The organism is Sphingomonas sp. CFBP9019, from assembly GCF_034045155.1.
GTDB lineage: Bacteria > Pseudomonadota > Alphaproteobacteria > Sphingomonadales > Sphingomonadaceae > Sphingomonas > Sphingomonas aerolata.
Genome location: NZ_JAXCWK010000001.1, coordinates 356,160 through 374,718 on the forward strand (window position 1 = coordinate 356,160; position 18,559 = coordinate 374,718).

Sequence of the window (18,559 nt, forward strand, 5' to 3'; positions counted from 1 at the left end):
CTCGCTGAAATATTCGGGACAAACCGCGCTGCGATATCCGGCCCGACGGAATGAACCGGGGAGCCAGCCATGTCGATGCCATCACCGCGCACCACCGATTGCAGCGTCGGGCGTCATCTGCCCCGGTCGCGGCACCGCGATGTCGCCGGCGCGTCGATCCAGCGCGCCGCCTGCCGTGGATGCGGGGCGACGATCACCAAATCCGCGCTGAGCCGGCGCTGGATTATATCCGGGATGCTCGGCTGACACCGGCGCCGGAACGGGGAAAGTACGATGACGATGATTATGACGAAACCGCGTTCGGCACGCTGGCTGGCCGCGATGCTGCTGCTCGGTGTGACCTGCACTGCCAGTGCCGAGCGCCCGCGTGGGCCGGAGCGTGGGCCCGCAAATGTCGACGCGATGCAGGCCCGGGAGGCTGACGATATCGCGCTGCTGCTGCACCTGCGGCCCGATCAGCGTGGCGCGCTCGTTGCGTTTCTGTCCGCCTGGGGGCCGCCTCCGCCGCCGCGCGATGGCGGGGAGGGGCCGAACATGCGCCCGGGCCCGTCGATGCCGGGTGGCGAGGATTTCGCCCGCCATCTCGAACGGTTCGAAGCGCAGGCGACCGCGCACGCAGCGCATGACCGGTCGCGCTTGATGGCAGCACGCAGCTTCTACGACAGTCTCGACACGCCGCAGCGCGCGGGGTTCGAGGCGCTGATGCGGCTTCGCCATGCGCCCCCCGGTCCGGGTGGGCCGGGTGGTCCGTTGGGGGCCGGGCCGCCACCCGGCTGATGCGGCATGTCAGCGCGCGGGCGTCAGCGTTGGAGTCTCGAGTTGGTCGTCGCCGTTGCGCCAGGTGTCGCCGCCCGCGCGCGGCACTTCGCGACGCCGGATCGCGCCGTCGCCATTGCGGTCGAGCGCGGCGAACCGGTCGGCGGCGGCCTTGGCGAACTCTGCCCGGTCGACGCCGCGGTTGAAATCCAGATCCGCCGACGTGACCGGCTCGGGCAGGTCGAACAGCCCGAAGCGACCCGCGCCGATCCGCAAGGTCGCGTCGGCGGTGCTGGTGCGGCGGCTGGCGGCGTTGCCACGCTTGCCGGATCCGGTGTCGGGACGTCCCCCCGATCCGCCGCGTCCTCCACCGCGGACGCGGATTTCGGGGACGAGGATGTTTTCGTACCAGGCGATGTCCTCAGGATCGATCTCGCCATCGCGGCCGCGGTCGAGATGCGCGAAGACCCGGGTCGCATCGGCCTGAAACTCCGCGCGGGTGATCCGGCCATCGCCGTCGCGGTCGGCGCCCTGGAACCATAATGCCTGCGCGGCGCCGGCCTTCTGGGTCGAGCGGAACGGCTCGCCCATCGGGCTGATGAACAGCTGGCCGCGGCCCTGTTGCGGGCGCTGCCGGGCAGGTCGCGCCGGCTCGGGGCTCAACTGCGCTGTTGCCGCGGCATTCGGGGCGGGCGCCAGCGCGGCCAGCATCCCGCCGGCGATCACGGTCCATGCGCGCATCGACATCGGTCTTCTCCTGTTTCGGCGCCGGATCATGCCGGCAGAATGACGCGCACGATCAGACCGCCTTCGGGGCGATTCTCCAGTGACGCGGCACCGCCATGCGCATGCGCCACCGCGCGGACGCTGGCGAGCCCGAGGCCAGTGCCACCGGTATCGCGGTTGCGCGACCGCTCCGCCCGGAAGAACGGCTCGAAGGCATGCGACGCATCGGCGGCGGAGAGGCCCGGACCACGATCGCCGACCTCGATCACCACCGTGTCGCGGTCGCGGTAAAGTTGGACCTCGGCATGCCCGGCATATTTGACGGCATTGTCGACCAGATTGACCAGCAACGCCTTGAGCGCGGGGGCATCGCCGTCGATCGCGAGCGACGGACCGGGAGCCAGCACCACCTGCTCGCCGCGGTCGGCATAATCATCGGTGATGCTTTCCGCGAGCGAGCGCAGGTCGAGCCGCTGGCGGCGGACATGCCGGGTCATGTCGCGGACGAACGCCATCGCCGCGCCGATCCGCTGGCTCATCTCCTGGATATCCTCCTCGCTCGCCTCGCGGATCTCGTCCGGCGCCTTTTCGAGCCGGAGCGCGAGACGCATCAGCGGCGTGCGCAGATCGTGTGCGACCGCGGCGATCAGCGTCGTGCGATCCTCGACATAGCGATTGAGCCGCTCCTGCATGACGTTGAAGGCGGTTGCGGCCTCCATGATCTCGGGCGGTCCGGTCAGCGGGATCGGATCGGCGCGGGGATCGCGACCGAGCCGGTCGGCGGCGGCGGCGAACAGCGCGACGGGCCGGGCGATGCGCCGCGCCAGCACCAGCGCGACCGGTGCCGCGACTGCCATCGCGACGAGGAACCACAGGATCAGCCGCGCCTGCCACAAGCCGAACGCCGGCCGCGCCGGGCGGATCGTCCGCCACTGGCCATCGGGGGCATGGACCCAGACGACGAACGCGCCGAACAGCGTGTTGTCGACGACCGACTGTGGCGGCATCTTGGGCATGCCCATCGGCATGGGCGGACGAAACGCGCCCGCCATCAAGGGGGGGCCATAGCGCCGCGCCTCGACGATCACCGCGCGTGCCGGCACGCCCAGATCGGCGGCGATCACCCGGCCGAGATGGCGATCACGCGCATCGCCCTGCTCGGTCGGCGGGGCGGTCGCGACCGCGATCGTCAGCAGCCCGCTCGGGTCGCGTCCGGCACGCACGACCGAGGCGATCCGGCTGGTCGAATAGACCACCGGCGTCGGCGGCGGGACGAGCAGGACGGCGGCGAAATTGAGCAGCTGGACGAGCAGGACGGTGAACAGGATGAACGCGAAGATCCGCAGGAACAGCGGCCAGCGTCGTGGATGCCCGACCCTAGCGCCGACGGGTGTCGCGCCGGCCGTGCGTGGCGGCGTGGTCACAGCCGGATCACGCGGGGAACGAAGAAATAGCCTTCGTTGCGGATCGTCCGGATGATCTCGTCCCCGCGCGAACGCAGCTTGCGTCGCAGCCGGCTGACCTGGACGTCGATCGCCCGGTCGAACGCGTCGGTGTCCGGGCCCCGCGCCGCCTCCAGCAACGCGTCGCGCGCGAGCACGCGTCGCGGACGCTCGACAAAGGCGCGCAACACCGCGAATTCGCCATCGGTCAGGTCGACGAGCATGCCGTCGCCGTCGAGCAATTCGTGCGCGGCGAAATCCACCCGCCAGCCGAGAAAGCCATAGCTGCGTCCGGTCTCGGCAGCCGCGCCATTGCGTTCACGCAGTGCGGCGCGGACCGTCGCGAGGATCTCGCGCGGGCTGCACGGCTTGGTCAGATAATGGCTCGCGCCGATCTCGAGCCCGAGAATCCGGTCGGGTTCGTCGCCCAGCGCGCTGAGCATGACGACGGGGGGGGCGCCCTTGCGGGTCAGGCGGCGACAGGCCGCCAGACCGTCCTCGCCCGGCATCATCACGTCGAGCAGGATCAGCGCGATCGGATGCCGTGCGAGCGCGACGTCCATTTCCTGCGCATTGGTCGCGGTTTCGACGCGGTACCCGTGCATCCCCAGACTCTGCGCGAGCAGCGTCCGGATCGCATGGTCGTCATCGACCACGAGCAGCATCGTATCGGCGGGTTCGGGAGCGGCGCAGTGCATCGCCGGCCACTATGCCACGTATGTGTTCGCGATGTTTCAGCGATTTCGCATCATGCCACGCCACCGCCGGTCGTTGCCGGCGCGACGGATTGCGCAACATCCAGACATATGCCGGAAAGAACTGACCTGCAGGCGAGGCGCATGATTTTGACCAACAGCGTTTCCGTCGCCGTGCCCGGCCCTGATCTCCATGCCGGCACGCGAGGGGCGGATGACAGCGCGCGGATCGTCATCGTCGACGACGATCCCGGGCTGCGCGAGTTGCTGACGGGGTTTCTGGTCGATCACGGCCTGCGCGCCGAAGCCGTGGCGAGCGGCGCCGCGCTGCGAACCCGGCTCGCGCATCGCCCCTGCGATCTCGTCGTGCTCGACATGATGATGCCCGGCGAGGACGGGCTGTCGGTGCTGCGCGCACTGACCCAGACGCAGGATCCGCCGCGGGTGATCATGTTCTCCGCGCTGTCGAGCGAGATCGACCGGGTCGTCGCGCTCGAGCTGGGCGCGGATGACTATGTCACCAAGCCGTCGAGCCCGCGCGAGATCCTCGCGCGGATCCGGTCGGTCCTGCGGCGGCAACGGGCGCAACTGGCCAGCGGCGCGTCGCCCGATCCTGCCGACCCCGCGCCGATCGAGCGACCCGTTGGCGCCGCAAGTCCCGTGCAGAGCCACGATCTGGTCGGCTTTGCGGGCTGGGCGCTGAACTGCCGGATGCGGACGCTAACCGCACCCGACGGCACCAATGTCCGGCTGACCGATGGCGAGTTCCAGATGCTGCATCTGTTCGTGGCGCAACCGCAGACGATCCATTCGCGTGACGACATGATCGCGACGCTGGGGCGCAGCGACGGCCCGGCGAAGGGACGCACGATCGACGTCAATATCAGCCGGCTGCGGCGCAAGGTGCAGCGGCACGACCGCACCGAACTGATCCGGACGGTACGTGGCAACGGCTATATCTTCATGCCGGACGTGTCCCCGCTCTGAGCGGCGGACGGACCCGGTCGGCGCGTTGCGGGCTGCGGCCAGGAAAATAGCGTTGGGGCGGGATATTGGCGCACGCCGCGACGTTCATGTCCGACCACGGCTTCCCCAGCGTCGAATACCCGGCCTGGTGGGGGGCAGAGACGCGATCGGACAGATACTTCCATGGCCAAGACCCTTGCCGCATTGGCCAGCGACGTGCTGCGCTCCACAACCCGACCCGCGCGCGACGATGTACGCGACGGGGTGCGCTATGACGGCTATCTGCGGCTGGAGGATTATGGCGCGCTCGGTGACGGGCGGTCGGTCGCGCTGTCGGGGGCGGACGGGTCGATCGACTGGTGGTGCGTGCCCAATCTCGATTCTCAGCCGCTGTTCGACCGGCTGCTCGATCCGGAGGAGGGGGGACGGTTCAGCATCACCCCGACCGAGCCGTTCACCGTCGAGCGCCGCTATCTGCCCGGCAGCAACGTGCTCGAGACGCTCTTCATCACGGATGGCGGTCGCGCGCGGCTAACCGAATCGATGAACAGCGGTACGGCCGGGCGGCTGCCCTGGACCGAACTCGCACGCCGGATCGACGGGCTCGACGGTGCCGTCCGGTTCAGAATCGAGATGCGCCCGGGGCGCAGGGCCAGCGGGGCGAGCCCCTATCAATCGAAGATCGGCGAATATCCGGTCTTCCATGTCGACCGTGTGCTGGGGCTGTTCCTGCACAGCGACGGCGTCGTCGTGAAGCGCGCTGACGAGGCGGTGACGGGCGTGCTGACGGTCGCGCAGGGGCAGCGAGAGGTCGTCGCGATCGTTGCGGGTGAGGACGAGCCGCTGGTCGTGCCGACGATCGCCGACATCGACGAGCGGATCGATATCTCCGACGCGGAATGGCGGCAATGGTCGCAGCGGATCGACTATGACGGCGAACGGCGCCCCGCGTTCATCCGCAGCGTCCTTGCGCTGAAGCTGCTGCTCTATTCACCGACCGGTGCGATCGCAGCCGCCGCGACCACCTCGGTTCCCGAAGGGATCGGCGGCAAGAAGAATTACGACTATCGCTACGCCTGGATCCGCGACGCCGGCTATACGATCAAGGCGTTCCTTGCCGCGGGGGCGCAGATGGAGGCCAAGGCGGCGTTCACCTGGCTGTTGAAGCGACTGGCCGAACACGGCCCGCGCGTCTGCTATACGCTTGAGGGCGCGCTGGTCCCCGATCTGAGCGAAATCGACGTGCCGGGATATCGGCGGTCGAAACCCGTGCAGGTCGGCAACACCGCGACCGACCAGAACCAGCACGGCGTGTATGGCGACATATTCGAGACCGCGGCCCGCTTCGTCAGTTGCGGCAATATCCTCGACGCGTCGAGCGCCGAGCTGCTGTCGCATCTCGCGGACCGGTGCGCGGACGCGTGGCGGCAGAAGGATGCCGGCATCTGGGAGCTCGAGGAGTCGCAGCATTACACCATGTCGAAGATCAGCTGCTGGCAGGCGCTGGCGCGCGCGGTCGAACTGGCGGACCAGGGGCAGTTGCCGACCACGTGCCGCGACCGCTGGTCGCGCGAACGCGACCGGATCGCGCAGTGGATCGAGGATGAATGCTGGTCCGAGACCAAGCAGGCGTTCGTCTTCTACCCCGGCAGCGACAAGCTCGACGCGTCGCTCGCGCTGGCGGTGCGGTTCGGCTTCGACGGGCGCGAGCGGCTGGAAAAGACGCTCGACGCGATCGACCGCGAACTGGGGGCGGGGCCCTATCACTATCGGTACAGCGACGTGTGGGCCGAAGAGGGGTGTTTCCTGGCGTGCACCTTCTGGATGATCGAGGCTCGTGCGCTGCTTGGCCAGCGTGATCGGGCAGAGGCGGCGCTTGCGGGCATTTCCGAGGCGCTTGATCGCGGCGTCGGGATCATGACGGAGATGGCCGATCCGAAGACGGGCATGTTTCTCGGCAACCTGCCGCAGGGACTGTCGCACCTTGCGCACGTCATGGCGCTCGACGTGCTGGGCGGACAGGACGCCTGCTAGCGGCGGGGCGGCGAGGCGTTTTGCAGCCCCGCCGTCGGCCTGTCGTCGGACGTGTCAGCCCGCGTCGACGCCCTGTTTGCGCGCGCCGGTGATCATGCGCGCGGCGATCTGACGCACGCCGGCATCATCCTTGGTCTCGTCGGTCGCCGGGTCGCCGAGATGGTCGAGGCTGGCTTCCATGAAGTCGAGCAGCCCAGGGTGCTGCGCCTCGACATATTCCATCAGTTTGAACAGCAGATGTTCGGACGCGATCTCGCGCTGGCGGGCCATGATGGCGGTAGTGTCGGTCATGTCGAATTCCATGGTGTCGGGGAGGGAGTAAAGACGGTCGCAGGGGCGGGGCGGTCACCGTGTCGTCCGCCCCGCCCTCACGGCGTTTAGCGCTCGGCCACCTCGGAGGCGTCGAACTCGGCGAATGCGGCCTTGATGTCGCTGGCGCGCCCGGCGTCGGCGATATCGACCGAGACGATGATCTTGCCCTCGAGCGCGGCGTCGGCGCGCGACGCGGGCGTGGGATTATCGCCTGCGGTGTCGGCGCCCGCGCGTTCGTCGCCAGCGCTGTTGTCCGCGCCGTCGGTCGTGATGAAGATGTCGGTCCGCTCGACCTGCATTTCCTGGACGAGACGTTCCACCGTCATCTCGGCTTCGCGGCGCGTGTCGAACTTGGCTTTGAGAGTGGTCGGCATCAATGGCTCCTCGGGATGCGAAAGGTCCTGCACGACGGGCTTTCGGCCGTCCTGCAACGCGTGATGACAACGCGCATCGCCGGATTTCGCCCAGCCGTTTCGAAGAATTTGACCCGGCGGCAAAGGCCGATCGCCGATTTAGGGCTCGCTCTGCCGAACCGGGCGAACAAGACCTGCTTCCGCGCGTTACACGGTGATTCCGGGAGGTGACGCCATGATGCAGGATGATGAACGCTGGATGCGCGAGGCGATCGCGATCGCCCGGTCGAAGGGATCGGATCCGTCGACCTCACCGCTGGGCTGCGTGATCGTGCTCGACGGCAAGATCATCGCGGGCGAACGCAACCAGACGCACGAGCTTCCCGACGCGACCGCGCACGCGGAGATGATGGCGATCCGACGCGCCTGCGAGGATACGGGCGAGCTCGAATTGCGCGGGGCGACGCTCTACTCGACGCTGCAACCCTGCGGGATGTGCACGATGGCGTCGATCTGGTCGAAAGTCGGGCGCGTCGTCTACGGCGCTGGCCGGGACGACGTGCATCCGATGTATTTCGAGGCGAAGCACGTCGACACGCTCGCCTTCATTCACGACGCCTATCGCGACGACATCGTCATCGAGGGCGGGTGCCTGAAGGCCGAATGCGCCGTGCTTTATTATGGCCCGGACGCGGAGCTGCCGACCGACGAACAGGCCAATCTCTGACCTGAGGCGATGCGTCGGGTCGGGGTTTGCCGACGCTCATGCCGCAACCTCGGTCGCGGCCTGGGCACAATAGCGATCGATGAACACCTGATGCGCGGGCAGCCGCTCCACCTGTTGCGCGATCCCCGCCTTCAGGTCCGCGAGTGACGATCCGAGCCGCTCGGGCGGCATCATCCGCGCGAGGCGATGCCAGTCGCGCGGCTCGAGCCGCTGGCCCAGCATGACCTGTGTCCAGGAGCTGACGCGGAACAGGTCGTCCGGCGACTGATAAGCCTGCGCGGCATCGGTGAACAGCGCGATGCGCTCCGCCAGCGTGTCGGGGATCGGCATTGCGGCACAGGCCTTCCAGAACGGTTCGCTGCGCTGATTCAAATGATAGTGGAGGATGACGAAATCGCGCACGCCTTCGATCTCGCGCCGGGTCTGCGCGTTGAACTGCGCGACGACCGCAGGGCTGATCCCGTCGAAGGGGAAGGCGCGGAGCAGCCGCGTCAGCGCGGTCATGACGAGGTGGATGCTGGTCGATTCGAGCGGTTCGACGAACCCGCCGGCGAGGCTCAGCGCGATGCAATTGCCCTCCCACGCGCGCAGGCGACGACCGGTCGTGAAGCGCAGCAGGCGCGGGTCGGTCAGCGGTTGGCCCTGGACGGACGCCAGCAGTCGGTCCTGGGCCGCATCATCGGAGAGGTACTCGCTCGAATAGACGATGCCGTTGCCGACGCGGTGCTGCAGTGGGATCCGCCACTGCCAGCCGGCATCGTGCGCGATCGCGCGGGTGTAGGGCCGGGCGGGCTCGACCGACGTCGTCTGCACTGCGAGCGCACGGTTGGCGGGAAGCCAGTGGCTCCAGTCTTCATAGCCGACACCCAGCGCATCACCGATCAGCAGGCCGCGAAACCCGCTGCAGTCGAGAAACAGATCGCCTGCGACACGCGAGCCGTCGGCGAGGATGACCGCATCGATATGGCCGGTCTCGGCCGAGCGATCGATCCCGGCGATCCGTCCCTCGATCCGGGTCAGCCCCGCGGTCTCGCAGCGCTCGCGCAGGAAGCGGGCATAGCGGCCCGCGTCGAAATGATAGGCATAGTTGAGCTGCGGACCCTGCTGACCGATGGTGAAGCGGCGCGCCTCTGCGGCCTGGAGTTCGAGGCAATAGTCGCCAAAGTCGCCGGCCAGACCGTTGGCGCGCGCTTCGAGCCAGAAATGCTGGAAGTCGCCCATCCAGGTGGACCGCCCGACATCGCCGAACGAATGGACATAGCGATCGTCGGGGCGTGCCCAGCCCTCGAACGCGATGCCGAGTTTGAACGTCGCGCCGGTGGCGGCCATGAACGCGCGCTCGTCGAGGCCGAGCAGTGCGTGAAAGGCCTGGACCGTGGGGATGGTCGCTTCGCCGACGCCGACGGTGCCGATTTCGTCCGATTCGATCAGCGTGACGTCGACCAGCGCGCCGAGTTGTCGCGTCAGCAGCGCCGCGGCGAGCCAGCCGGCGGTGCCGCCACCGGCGATGATCACGCGGGTCTTTGGCGGGGTATCCATCGCATATCCCTTCATCGATTGAGCCGTTGCAACAGCGTGGCGCGCAGCCTTCGCGCGGCCATCGCATCCAGCGGTGCGAGTGCGCCGCGCGCGTCTGCCGGCAGATGCGCGCCGGCGCGTGCCGCATCGCCAAAGACATAATAGTCGAACAACGCCTGCCACCCGCGCTTCTCATGCTCGGGCCGGTCGCGCAGGCTGAGCAGGCCGTGCAGCAACGTGTTCTGCGGCGTGTCCATGAAGCGCGGCGTCGGGTTCCACCAATAGTTGATCATCGCGTTGAACGGATCGAGCGCCTCGACCTGATGCCACCACAAGGCCGGGTAGATGAGCGCGTCGCCGGGCTCCATCTCCGCGACTTCGGCCACCGCCAGCGCATCGGCAAAGCCGGGATGGCGGGTGAAGTCGGGGGCGTCGAAATCGACCATCGAAACGACTTGGCCCGCGGGCGTCGGTTCGAGCGGCCCCGGATAGAGGTTGGCGACCTGATCGGGCGGGAAGAGCGTGAAGCGCCGCCGCCCGACCAACGTGACCGCAATGTTGTTCGACATGTCGTGATGCGCCGACGCGGTCGTCCGGTTGCCGATCCAGATGCTGACCAGCGGTGGATGCGCGACGAGTTCGGGATCGCCGAAGGGGAGCACTGCCTGGTCCCGGAGGCCGGGGAGATACTGATCGATGTCGGTCGAGCCGATATAGATGCTGGGTGCGGCAGGATCGTCGATGCTGGCGAGAAGCTGGTCGAGATAGGCGGACAACGACCCGCGCTCGCGAGTGAAGTTGAGCGCGGTGCAGTCGGCCGTGTATCCGAAGCGGCCGCCGATGGCGGGGTCGCCGATATAGGCCGTCACCGGCTGGCCGCCATCGAACTGCTTGAGCCAGCCGACCGCGGCCGCGGGACCCTGACGCGCCGCAGCGACGAGCGGGACGTCGCGGGCGAGCCCTCGCAGGATCGTCGGACGGCCCTCCGCGATCAGATCGGCGACGGGCAGGGTCCGCGCGTCCGCCCCTTCGATCACGCGGGTCCGGCGGGTGATGGCGGGCACCGGGGTCAACCGACTGCCGCGAGCCGCTGTTGCTTGTGTGCAATCAGCTGCTGGATATTGCCGAGCGATGACGCGGCAAGGATGGCGAGCCGCAGGATGCCCGAACGATGCAGTTGTTCGAGCGGGGCGCCGTTCAGCGCCGCAAGCTGCTCGAGGTCGACGACGAGCACGTCGGGTACGGTGTAGCGGCGCTCATCGCTGACATCGATGGTGAGCGTGACCGGCGCGAGCAGGCCGGTTTCGTCAAGCGCGGCATAGGCGGCGGGCGCGGATCCCATCCCCTCGTACAGCAGCCGCAACACGCCGGTGACGTGATCGAGATAGGGGGTGTTGCCGCCATGCTCGAGGAACAGCGGCAGGCCGGCCGGGTCACCGACGCGCGGATCGTCGAGATCGACCTGCAACATCGCCTCGCCGACATCGTCCTGTGCGGACCGGGTCATGCCGATGGAGAAGGGACCGCGCCGGTGGCTGGCGGGAACGTAGCGGCTCGTCCAGCGGTCGTCGGTGAGAAAGAGATTCTCGTCGCGGTCGAGCCCCAGCAGCGCATAGGCCTGAAGACCCTCGTCGCGGCGGCGGAACACGATTGCGAATTCGCGTTGCAGTTCCTCGAATTCGGCGGGGAAGACCAGCGCCTGATTGGCCGCGTCATTGAATGCGGCGCCCGCGCGCGGGCTGACGCGCAGGTCGGCATGATCGATATTATTGATCTGTACGGGGTTCATCCGCTCCGGTCCCTTTTTGTCCGGGTCTATCAGCCAGGCGGCGACGGACAACAGGAAAAGGCCGCGGCACGGTGCTGCGGCCCTTCCAATGTCCGATGCGGTGGCCGGCGCGCGCCGAGGCGCACGCCGGCCTGTGCTCAGAAGCGGTAGCGCGCGCCCAGATAGAAGCGCGGCTTCAGTTCCTGCACATAGACCAGATTGGTCTCGGTGCGGGCATATTGGCGGAACGGCTCGCTCGTCAGATTGACCGCCTCGAGCGAGATCGAGAAGCTCTGCGCGATGTCGTAGCTGATGCTCGCGTCGAGCGTCCCGAAGGCTGCGGTGAAGAGCGGGTTGCGGTTGCCGCCCTGGTTGGTGCCCGACAGATATTTGTCGCGCCAGTTGTACGAGACACGCGCCGAAAGCCCGTTCTTGTCATAGATGCCGGTCAGGTTCGCGCTGTCGCCGAGGCCGGTCAGTGCGAAGATGTTGACGTTGGGATCGGCATAGGGATCGACGTTCACGTCGCCATTGACCTTGGTGTACGACACCGCAAAGCCGAAGCCGGTCTGACCGAAGAAGTTGGTCCAGGCGACTTCGAACCCGTGGATGTTGCCCTCGCGGTTGTTGACCGGGCCGCTAATCGCGAACTCGAACAGGGGATCGTTGGGATCGGCAACGATATCGACCGCATTGGCCAGATCGACGACGAACTGCGTCCTCAGGCCACCCGTCGCGGGATCGATATTGTTCTGGAACGCGGCGGATGCGGCCGCCTGGTTGCCGTTATTCTGCGTCAGCAACGCGGTGTAGGAGAACAGGTTGATGTCGCTGAGCGGCAGCCCGTTGGCCTGGAGATAGGCCAGCGCGGTACCCGAGCGCGAACCGGCAGCGCCCGAACCCGGGTCACGCAGTCCGAACAGATTGCCGCTGGTGACCTGGTTGCCGATGAAGTTGCGGACGTCCTTGTTGAAGAAGCCGACCGACACGAAGCTCGTCGGCTTGTAATACCATTCGAGCGACACGTCGAAATTGTCCGAGACCAGCGGCAACAGCGCCGGATCCTGACGCGTTGCGCCCGCAGGGGCCGCACCGAGCGCGGTCGGGCGGTTCGGCGCCCCGGCGCTGACGGAGGCAAAGAGGTTGCCATAGTCGGGACGGGCGAGCGTGCGGCTGAACGAGGCGCGCGCCATGACGTTGTCGATCGGTTCGATGTTGAAATCGAGCGATGGCAACAGATTGTCGTAGCTCGCCTTGACCGTGACGGCGCCGCTGGGCGGCCCGCCATCGACCGCGAAGTCATTGTCCTGCGACCAGCGAATGCCGCTCGGCACCGACTGGATGCCGATCGACTTGACCCGCGTCTTTTCATAGCGGGCGCCGATCAGCGCATTGGCGCGGCGTCCGCCGAGTTCACCGGCCCAGGTGATCTGGCCATAGGCCGCCCAGGTCTTCTCACCGACGGTATCGTCCGAGGACGGGCTCGGCGAGACCGCGTTGCCGCGGGCGGCGTAGAAAGGCTCGAAGACGTCGAGCAGATCGACCGCGTTGGCGCGGAAGGCGACCAGTGACGAGCCTGTCGACTTCGGATCATATTTGTCGAACTTGCAGGTCAGGCAGAAGGTGTCGACGAGATCGCCGGCGAGTTCTGCGACGCGACCGGTATCCGTGATGCCCCAGTCGCCGAGGGTCTGGATCGTGTTGACCGTGGTCGAGCGCATGTTCGCGTCGATATAGTTGCCGCCGACGTTGAACTTGCTGCCCCCGCCCAGGTCCCAGGCGACGTCGCCGCCGAACTGGTTGATCCGGGCTTCCTGGGTCGACGTGATCTTCCGTGCGACCTGGCTACCCAGATCCGCGATGTCGAGCGTGTTGTTGCAGTTGCCGCCGCGACCACCGTTGGTTGCGGTGCAGTCGTTGATCGTCTCGGACTGCTGCGGGAAGCCGGTGGTGAAGTCGACCTTGTGCGAGGAGCGTACCGGCGCACCGATCGAGATCGTCGTCGCCGAGGTTCCGTTCGCGTTATCCGGATTGGTCTTCGACTTGGCATGGTTGGCGTCGAGCGTCAGTCGCAGATTGTCGGTGAAGTCCCACTTCACATTGCCACCGACTGAATAGAGCTCGGTCTTGGTCGCGAAACGCTGCTGCTCGTAACCCTTGTCCGCCTGGATCGACTCGGCGAGGATCACCGCGCTCTGCATCTGCTTGTTGTCGTCGAAGGTGACTTCGGTGAATGGGCGCTGGAACCAGTTGGTCTGCTCGCTGCGCTCTTCGCTCAGCTTGTTCCGGGCATACATGCCGTCGATCGAGATTTCGAACCGGTCGGACGGCTTGAACTGGATGTTGGCCTGGCCGTTCAGACGCTCGCGGCGGTTCTCGGAGAACTGGTACCGGCTGTCGTTCGGTATCTGGACATATTCAGTCGTCGGGCGATTGGTGATCACCGTCGTCGGCCGGATATAGGCGCCCGCCGTGTTGAGGAAATCGGCCAGCGGCACGATGTTCCAGTAATTGGGGTTGGACTGAACCGAAGCGGATTCGCGCAGCTGATAGCTGCCGAACACATTGACGCCGAAGGTTTCGTTCGGGTTCTTGTAGTTGATGAGGCCGGACAGCTCTGGCGTGATCTTGCTCAGATCGCCTTCCGCCTTCTCGACCGAGCTGTCATACAGCCCCTTGGCACCGATCGACCCCGAAAGGCCGCTCTCGCTCGACGACAGCGGTCGGCGGGTGACGACGTTGATCGCCGCACCGATGCCGCCCGACGGGATGTTGGCGCGGCCGGTCTTGTAGACCTCGAGCGTGGCGACACCCTCGGATGCGAGATTCTGGAAATCGAACGAACGACCCGTACCGGTCGCAAACGCGTTGCCGGTGCTCGTGTCGATGCTGGTCGCCGGAAGCTGGCGGCCGTTCAGGGTGACGAGGTTGAAGCCGCCGCTGAAGCCGCGGACGGCAACCTGCGAGCCTTCGCCGTTGGCGCGGCTGATCGAGACGCCGGTGACGCGCTGCAGCGATTCCGCGAGGTTGGTGTCGGGGAACTTGCCGATATCCTCGGCCGAGATGGCGTCGACGACGCCGGCCGAGTTGCGCTTGATGTCGATAGCGCGACCAAGGCTGGCGCGGATGCCGGTGATGACGATCTCGTCCCCGGGGGCCGATTGTGGATCCTGGCTCGCGGTCTGCCCTGCGTCTTGCGCGGTGGATGTCGCCGGAAGCGCTGGCTGCGCGGCAGTCGCAGGCGACCCTGTCTCGGTGCCTGGCGCCATTTGCGCGAAGGTCTGTGCCGGATTCAGCAGGCAAACGGCAACTGTGGCAATCGAACTCGAACGCACGAGTGCATTGAGTATGGACGAACCCCTCATCATTCTCTCCCCCTTTGCGGCATGACCGCAGCCCTTCCGAAACCGCTCTTATTGGCGGTGTGTGATAGGGCTACCATGGGCACGAATACTGTCAACGGTAATCTGTATTCTGTGTCGCGTATTTTAGACACAGTGGCAGTAAAGCCATAGCCGATAAAATAACTTAAATATGATTATTTAATACTTGAGACAGGGAGAGACCTGCCCCGTCATTGGAAAGCGGGGCGGGGCCTGTTCAGGCAGGTTCGGACCAACCGCAGGAACGGGCGAACTGATCACCCGGTCCGGCGGCACAGGCGGGGGACCGGCGCGACCGTCATGCCGGGCGCGTGCTCAGCGCTGCGGCGTGGTGAACAGCGCGAGCGGCACCGCGGCACCCATCGCCCGATAGCCCGCTTCGGACGGGTGAAGATGATCGCCTGAGTCGAACGCCGGCGCGAGACGGTCGGGACGGCGCGGATCGCGCATCACCCGGTCGAAGTCGATCACCGCATCGAAGACGCCCGAGTTGCGGATGAAGCTGTTGACCGCCTGGCGATCGGCCTCGAGCGCGGCGTCCGGGTGATAATAGTCATTGCCGCCGAACGGCATCACCGTGCCGCCGATGATCTTGATACCATGTGCATGCGCGCGGTCGGCCAGCTGGCGGAAGCCGGCGGTCAGTTGCGCGACGAGCGCCGCATGGTCTTCGGGCGATGCCGGAGCGTCGCGCGTCAAGACGCCGAGATCGTTCACCCCTTCGAGCAGGATCGCCCAGCCGACGCCGCTGCGCGCGATCACGTCGCGGTCGAACCGGGCAACAAGGTTGGGACCGAGCCCGTCGAGCAATATCCGGTTGCCGCCGATGCCGGCATTGACGACGCCGAGCGGGCGTGTCGCCGGTGCCGCGCGCAGCCGTTCGGCGAGGATGTCGGGCCAGCGGGTGTTGCGTTCCGGGGCGACGCCATAGCCATCGGTGATCGAATCGCCGATCGTGACGATCGTCGTCGGGCGTGCCGCGCCGGTGACCTGGGCGACGCGGGGCCCCGCCACCTCGACATCGGCGAGCGCATACCAGTGCGGTGTCGCGGTCGCGCCTGCGAGAAGCGGGTCGGCGACGTGATTGCCCGCGACCGTGAAGCTGGTGGCCCGCGCACCGGGATGCCCGGTCTGGGGCGTGGTGGGATCGGGCAGATAGAGGCTGACGGCGAGGTCGGCCCCGGGCGCGAGCGCGAGCGCGACCGGATCCGAATAAATCTCCCCACCCGCCGGGATGACCGCCGTCATCTGACCGGCAAAGCGAAGCGTCGTGCCGCCCGCGATACGCGCGGTGCCGAGAGCGGTCGGCCGTGCAATATGCGCCGCGCCGATCCTGAGCGGGTGCGTGCCGAACGCGTTGGACAGCCGCACGCGGACCTGTGTGCCGCCAGCCGACAGACGGACGACCTGTCGGAGCGTGATCGCGCCGGCGCGGTCGGCCGGCAGCGCATTGTCGCCGGTCGCGATCATCTGCGCAGAGCCCCAGCTCCCGGTCCACCGCTGAGTCGGCGCGGCGCGCTGGGCATCCGCGCCGGTCGCGAGCAATGCTGCCAACAACCACGCCGTCGGCCTGGCTACCGAAGATCCTACCGTCAGCGCTTTCTCCATAAGGCCGCTCATTGCGGGTTGCCCGGGGCAAAGGCGGCGTGCTGCGCCTTGTACCAGTCGAGGTCATGCGCGGGGGCAGCGGCGCCGGCCGGCAGCGACCGGCCGTTCACCGACATCCAATAGGCGAGGCTGGCATCGCGCCACCACCGCGCCTCGCGCTCCTGTATCCCCAGATAGGTCGCGGTCTTGGCCCAGCGTTCGGCATCGACCTGGCCGCGCAATCCGTCCCAGCGCTGGCGCATGTCCGCGACATAGCCGACGCCGCGATCATAATCATGGACCATCTCGGCCCAGAGGCTGCGCCCCGATGCCATCGGCCGGTCCCATGACACGTGATGGAACCACAGCAGGTCACGCTCCGGCGTCGTCGCTGGATCGGCCAGACGGCGGGCAAGCTCTGGCGCATATTGCGCGACGGCGTTGCTACCGGTGCGCGTCCGGTCGAAGCCGATTCCGGCCTTGTCCGCGCGGTGATAATAGACAGGATTCCATTCCGGACGCTTCAGGTCGGCGACCCACGGGCCGGGGCCATAATGATGGCCCGTCGCCATGACGTGCGCGAGCCCGAGCGGCGTCATATAGTCGACCACCGCCTCGCGCGAGCCCATCATCATGTCCGTCACCGGTGCGACGATCGCGGGGTTCGGCCCGAAGGTCATCGCCGCCCATTCGCGCGCAACCGGCTGTGCACCGATCGTCGGATCCCAGGCCATCCGCCCGAACGCGAACCAGTTCGCCTGATTGAACGTCGATCCGGCCCAGTCGCGGTCGCGGCCGATATTGGCGACCCCCGCCATGCCGGTCAGCGCGTGGCGATTGCCGCTGCCCTCGACGATCTGGGCGACCGTCGCGCGCTTGCCGCCGGCGAAGGTCTCGCTGCCCAGCGTCTCGGCGAAGAGCGGCCCGAGATAGGCGAGGTGCGTCGCAAAGCCGAGATATTCCTTCGTGATCTGAAACTCGAGCATCAGCGGTGTCCTGGGCATTGCCCCGAACAGCGGATGGAACGGCTCGCGCGGCTGAAAGTCGATCGCGCCGTTCTTGACCTGGACGATGACGTTGGCGGCGAACTTGCCGTCGAGCGGCTTGAACTCGGTATAGGCCTGTTTCGCGCGGTCGTCCGAGTCGGTGTCGGCATAGACGAACGCCCGCCACATCACGATGCCGCCACCCGGTGCGACTGCCGCTGCGAGCATGTTCGCGCCGTCGGCGTGGCTGCGGTGATAGTCGCGCGGCCCCGGCTGCCCCTCGCTATTGGCCTTGACGAGAAAGCCGCCGAAATCCGGAATCGCGCGGTAGATCTCGTCGCTCTTCGCCTTCCACCACGCCGCGACCTGCGGATCGAGCGGGTCCGCCGTCTTCAGTTTGCCAAGCTCGATCGGCGCCGAGAAGCGGGCCGACAGATAGACCTTGATGCCATAGGGGCGGAAGACATCGGCGAGCGCGGCCGCCTTGGCGATATAGCTGGCGGACAGGCTGTCGGGCTTGGCGTTGACGTTGTTGAGAACCGTGCCGTTGATGCCGATCGACGCATTGGCGCGCGCATAGTCGGTGTAGCGGGGATCCTTGAAGTCGGGGAGCGTCCACCAGTCCCAGAGCGACTGGCCGGCATAGCCGCGCTCGACCACGCCATCGAGATTGTCCCAGTGGTTCAGCACGCGCAGCTTCACTCGCGGTGCCGAGGCGAGCGCGATCCGGTCGATCCGCCCGCCGGTCTGGATGTGGCGCAGCAGCGCGAAGCTGCCGTAGAGCACGCCGCGGTCGGTACGCCCCGTCACCAGCGTGACGTCGCGGCCGCCGAGACGCACCTGCCGCACAATGTAGCCTTCGTCGCCAAGGTCGTTCAGCGGCAGCCCGAGCCGGCCGACGTCACCGTCCGCCGAGGTCGCCAGCAGGATCGGATGCGGGCTCGGACCCATGGCAAGAGCGTGTCCGGTCAGCCCCGCGAGACCGCGGCGAAGCTCGTCCGCGGCGACGCGCAACGTCGCCGACTGGCCGCGCACTTCGACCGATTCGGCATCCCGGTCGAGCGCCGTCGCCGCCTCTTTCGCCAGGGGACGGTAACGCATCCAGAGGTCGTAACCGTCCTCCGCCTGCGCCCCGGTCGTACTCGCCATCGCAACCGCGACCGCCACGCAAAGCCAACGCACTCGCATCATTCTTTCCTCTCCCGGCACAGCCTCCCGCATTGACAACGGGTCTGCTTGTCGAACATGTTATCGCTATCACGATGACGGCATCGACAGCAATGCCGCGTTTGAAGACAGGAGACGA

General features: G+C 67.1%; 16 protein-coding genes. 5 read left to right on the forward strand and 11 right to left on the reverse strand.

Annotated features, from left to right (window positions below):
* Positions 1-69 precede the first annotated feature (69 nt).
* Both SOM18_RS01480 and SOM18_RS01485 read left to right on the forward strand, forming a co-directional pair.
* Positions 70-246 (forward strand): hypothetical protein, encoded by a 177-nt coding sequence (locus SOM18_RS01480; RefSeq protein WP_156360410.1) that lies wholly within the window; start codon positions 70-72, stop codon positions 244-246.
* A 27-nt stretch (positions 247-273) separates the two neighbouring features.
* The gene (locus SOM18_RS01485; protein WP_037532176.1) at positions 274-777 is read left to right on the forward strand and encodes a Spy/CpxP family protein refolding chaperone; all 504 of its coding nucleotides are present in this window, start codon (positions 274-276) and stop codon (positions 775-777) included.
* A gap of 9 nt (positions 778-786) precedes the next feature.
* Here the strand turns inward: SOM18_RS01485 and SOM18_RS01490 are convergent, their stop codons facing one another.
* From SOM18_RS01490 to SOM18_RS01500, 3 genes are read right to left on the reverse strand one after another with little or no spacing between them, the layout of a single operon-like run.
* Positions 787-1,503 carry a hypothetical protein gene (locus SOM18_RS01490; protein WP_320481178.1) on the reverse strand — a complete coding sequence of 239 codons (717 nt, stop codon included), beginning with the start codon at positions 1,501-1,503 and terminating at the stop codon, positions 787-789.
* A gap of 26 nt (positions 1,504-1,529) precedes the next feature.
* Positions 1,530-2,906, reverse strand: a complete 1,377-nt coding sequence (locus SOM18_RS01495; protein WP_192008747.1) for an ATP-binding protein — start codon at positions 2,904-2,906, stop codon at positions 1,530-1,532.
* On the reverse strand, positions 2,903-3,622 hold the full coding sequence (locus SOM18_RS01500) for a response regulator (RefSeq protein WP_031441087.1): 720 nt from the start codon (positions 3,620-3,622) through the stop codon (positions 2,903-2,905). Before SOM18_RS01500 ends, SOM18_RS01495 begins: the two co-directional genes overlap by 4 nt.
* Positions 3,623-3,763: 141 nt before the next feature.
* On the opposite strand from SOM18_RS01500, the gene SOM18_RS01505 reads away from it, so the two are divergent.
* Together SOM18_RS01505 and SOM18_RS01510 are read left to right on the forward strand one after the other, a co-directional pair.
* A complete protein-coding gene (locus SOM18_RS01505; RefSeq protein ID WP_037528420.1) occupies positions 3,764-4,606 on the forward strand; it encodes a response regulator in 843 nt (280 codons plus the stop codon).
* A 162-nt stretch (positions 4,607-4,768) separates the two neighbouring features.
* Entirely contained in the window at positions 4,769-6,619 is a 1,851-nt protein-coding gene (locus SOM18_RS01510; RefSeq protein WP_081874326.1) for a glycoside hydrolase family 15 protein, read from the forward strand.
* A 54-nt stretch (positions 6,620-6,673) separates the two neighbouring features.
* On the opposite strand, the gene SOM18_RS01515 is transcribed toward SOM18_RS01510, so the two are convergent.
* On the reverse strand, positions 6,674-6,910 hold the full coding sequence (locus SOM18_RS01515; RefSeq protein ID WP_037528414.1) for a hypothetical protein: 237 nt from the start codon (positions 6,908-6,910) through the stop codon (positions 6,674-6,676).
* 86 nt (positions 6,911-6,996) lie between these two features.
* Positions 6,997-7,305, reverse strand: a complete 309-nt coding sequence (locus SOM18_RS01520; protein ID WP_031441090.1) for a hypothetical protein — start codon at positions 7,303-7,305, stop codon at positions 6,997-6,999.
* 214 nt (positions 7,306-7,519) lie between these two features.
* Here SOM18_RS01520 and SOM18_RS01525 point away from each other — a divergent pair, with 214 nt between their 5' ends.
* The gene (locus SOM18_RS01525) at positions 7,520-8,011 is read left to right on the forward strand and encodes a nucleoside deaminase (RefSeq protein WP_031441091.1); all 492 of its coding nucleotides are present in this window, start codon (positions 7,520-7,522) and stop codon (positions 8,009-8,011) included.
* 36 nt (positions 8,012-8,047) lie between these two features.
* Here SOM18_RS01525 and SOM18_RS01530 read toward each other — a convergent pair whose 3' ends face one another.
* From SOM18_RS01530 to SOM18_RS01555, 6 genes are all read right to left on the reverse strand, one after another.
* Positions 8,048-9,550: a tryptophan halogenase family protein gene (locus tag SOM18_RS01530; protein ID WP_031441092.1), complete on the reverse strand. Its 1,503-nt coding sequence runs from the start codon at positions 9,548-9,550 to the stop codon at positions 8,048-8,050.
* 11 nt (positions 9,551-9,561) lie between these two features.
* Positions 9,562-10,593 carry a cupin-like domain-containing protein gene (locus SOM18_RS01535; protein WP_031441093.1) on the reverse strand — a complete coding sequence of 344 codons (1,032 nt, stop codon included), beginning with the start codon at positions 10,591-10,593 and terminating at the stop codon, positions 9,562-9,564.
* Between the two features lie 5 nt (positions 10,594-10,598).
* Positions 10,599-11,318 (reverse strand): SapC family protein, encoded by a 720-nt coding sequence (locus SOM18_RS01540; protein ID WP_320481179.1) that lies wholly within the window; start codon positions 11,316-11,318, stop codon positions 10,599-10,601.
* A gap of 137 nt (positions 11,319-11,455) precedes the next feature.
* The gene (locus SOM18_RS01545; RefSeq protein ID WP_042467328.1) at positions 11,456-14,566 is read right to left on the reverse strand and encodes a TonB-dependent receptor; all 3,111 of its coding nucleotides are present in this window, start codon (positions 14,564-14,566) and stop codon (positions 11,456-11,458) included.
* 429 nt (positions 14,567-14,995) lie between these two features.
* Positions 14,996-16,234 (reverse strand): SGNH/GDSL hydrolase family protein, encoded by a 1,239-nt coding sequence (locus tag SOM18_RS01550; RefSeq protein ID WP_031441096.1) that lies wholly within the window; start codon positions 16,232-16,234, stop codon positions 14,996-14,998.
* A 62-nt stretch (positions 16,235-16,296) separates the two neighbouring features.
* Entirely contained in the window at positions 16,297-18,441 is a 2,145-nt protein-coding gene (locus tag SOM18_RS01555) for an alpha-glucuronidase family glycosyl hydrolase (RefSeq protein WP_320481324.1), read from the reverse strand.
* Positions 18,442-18,559: the final 118 nt, after the last annotated feature.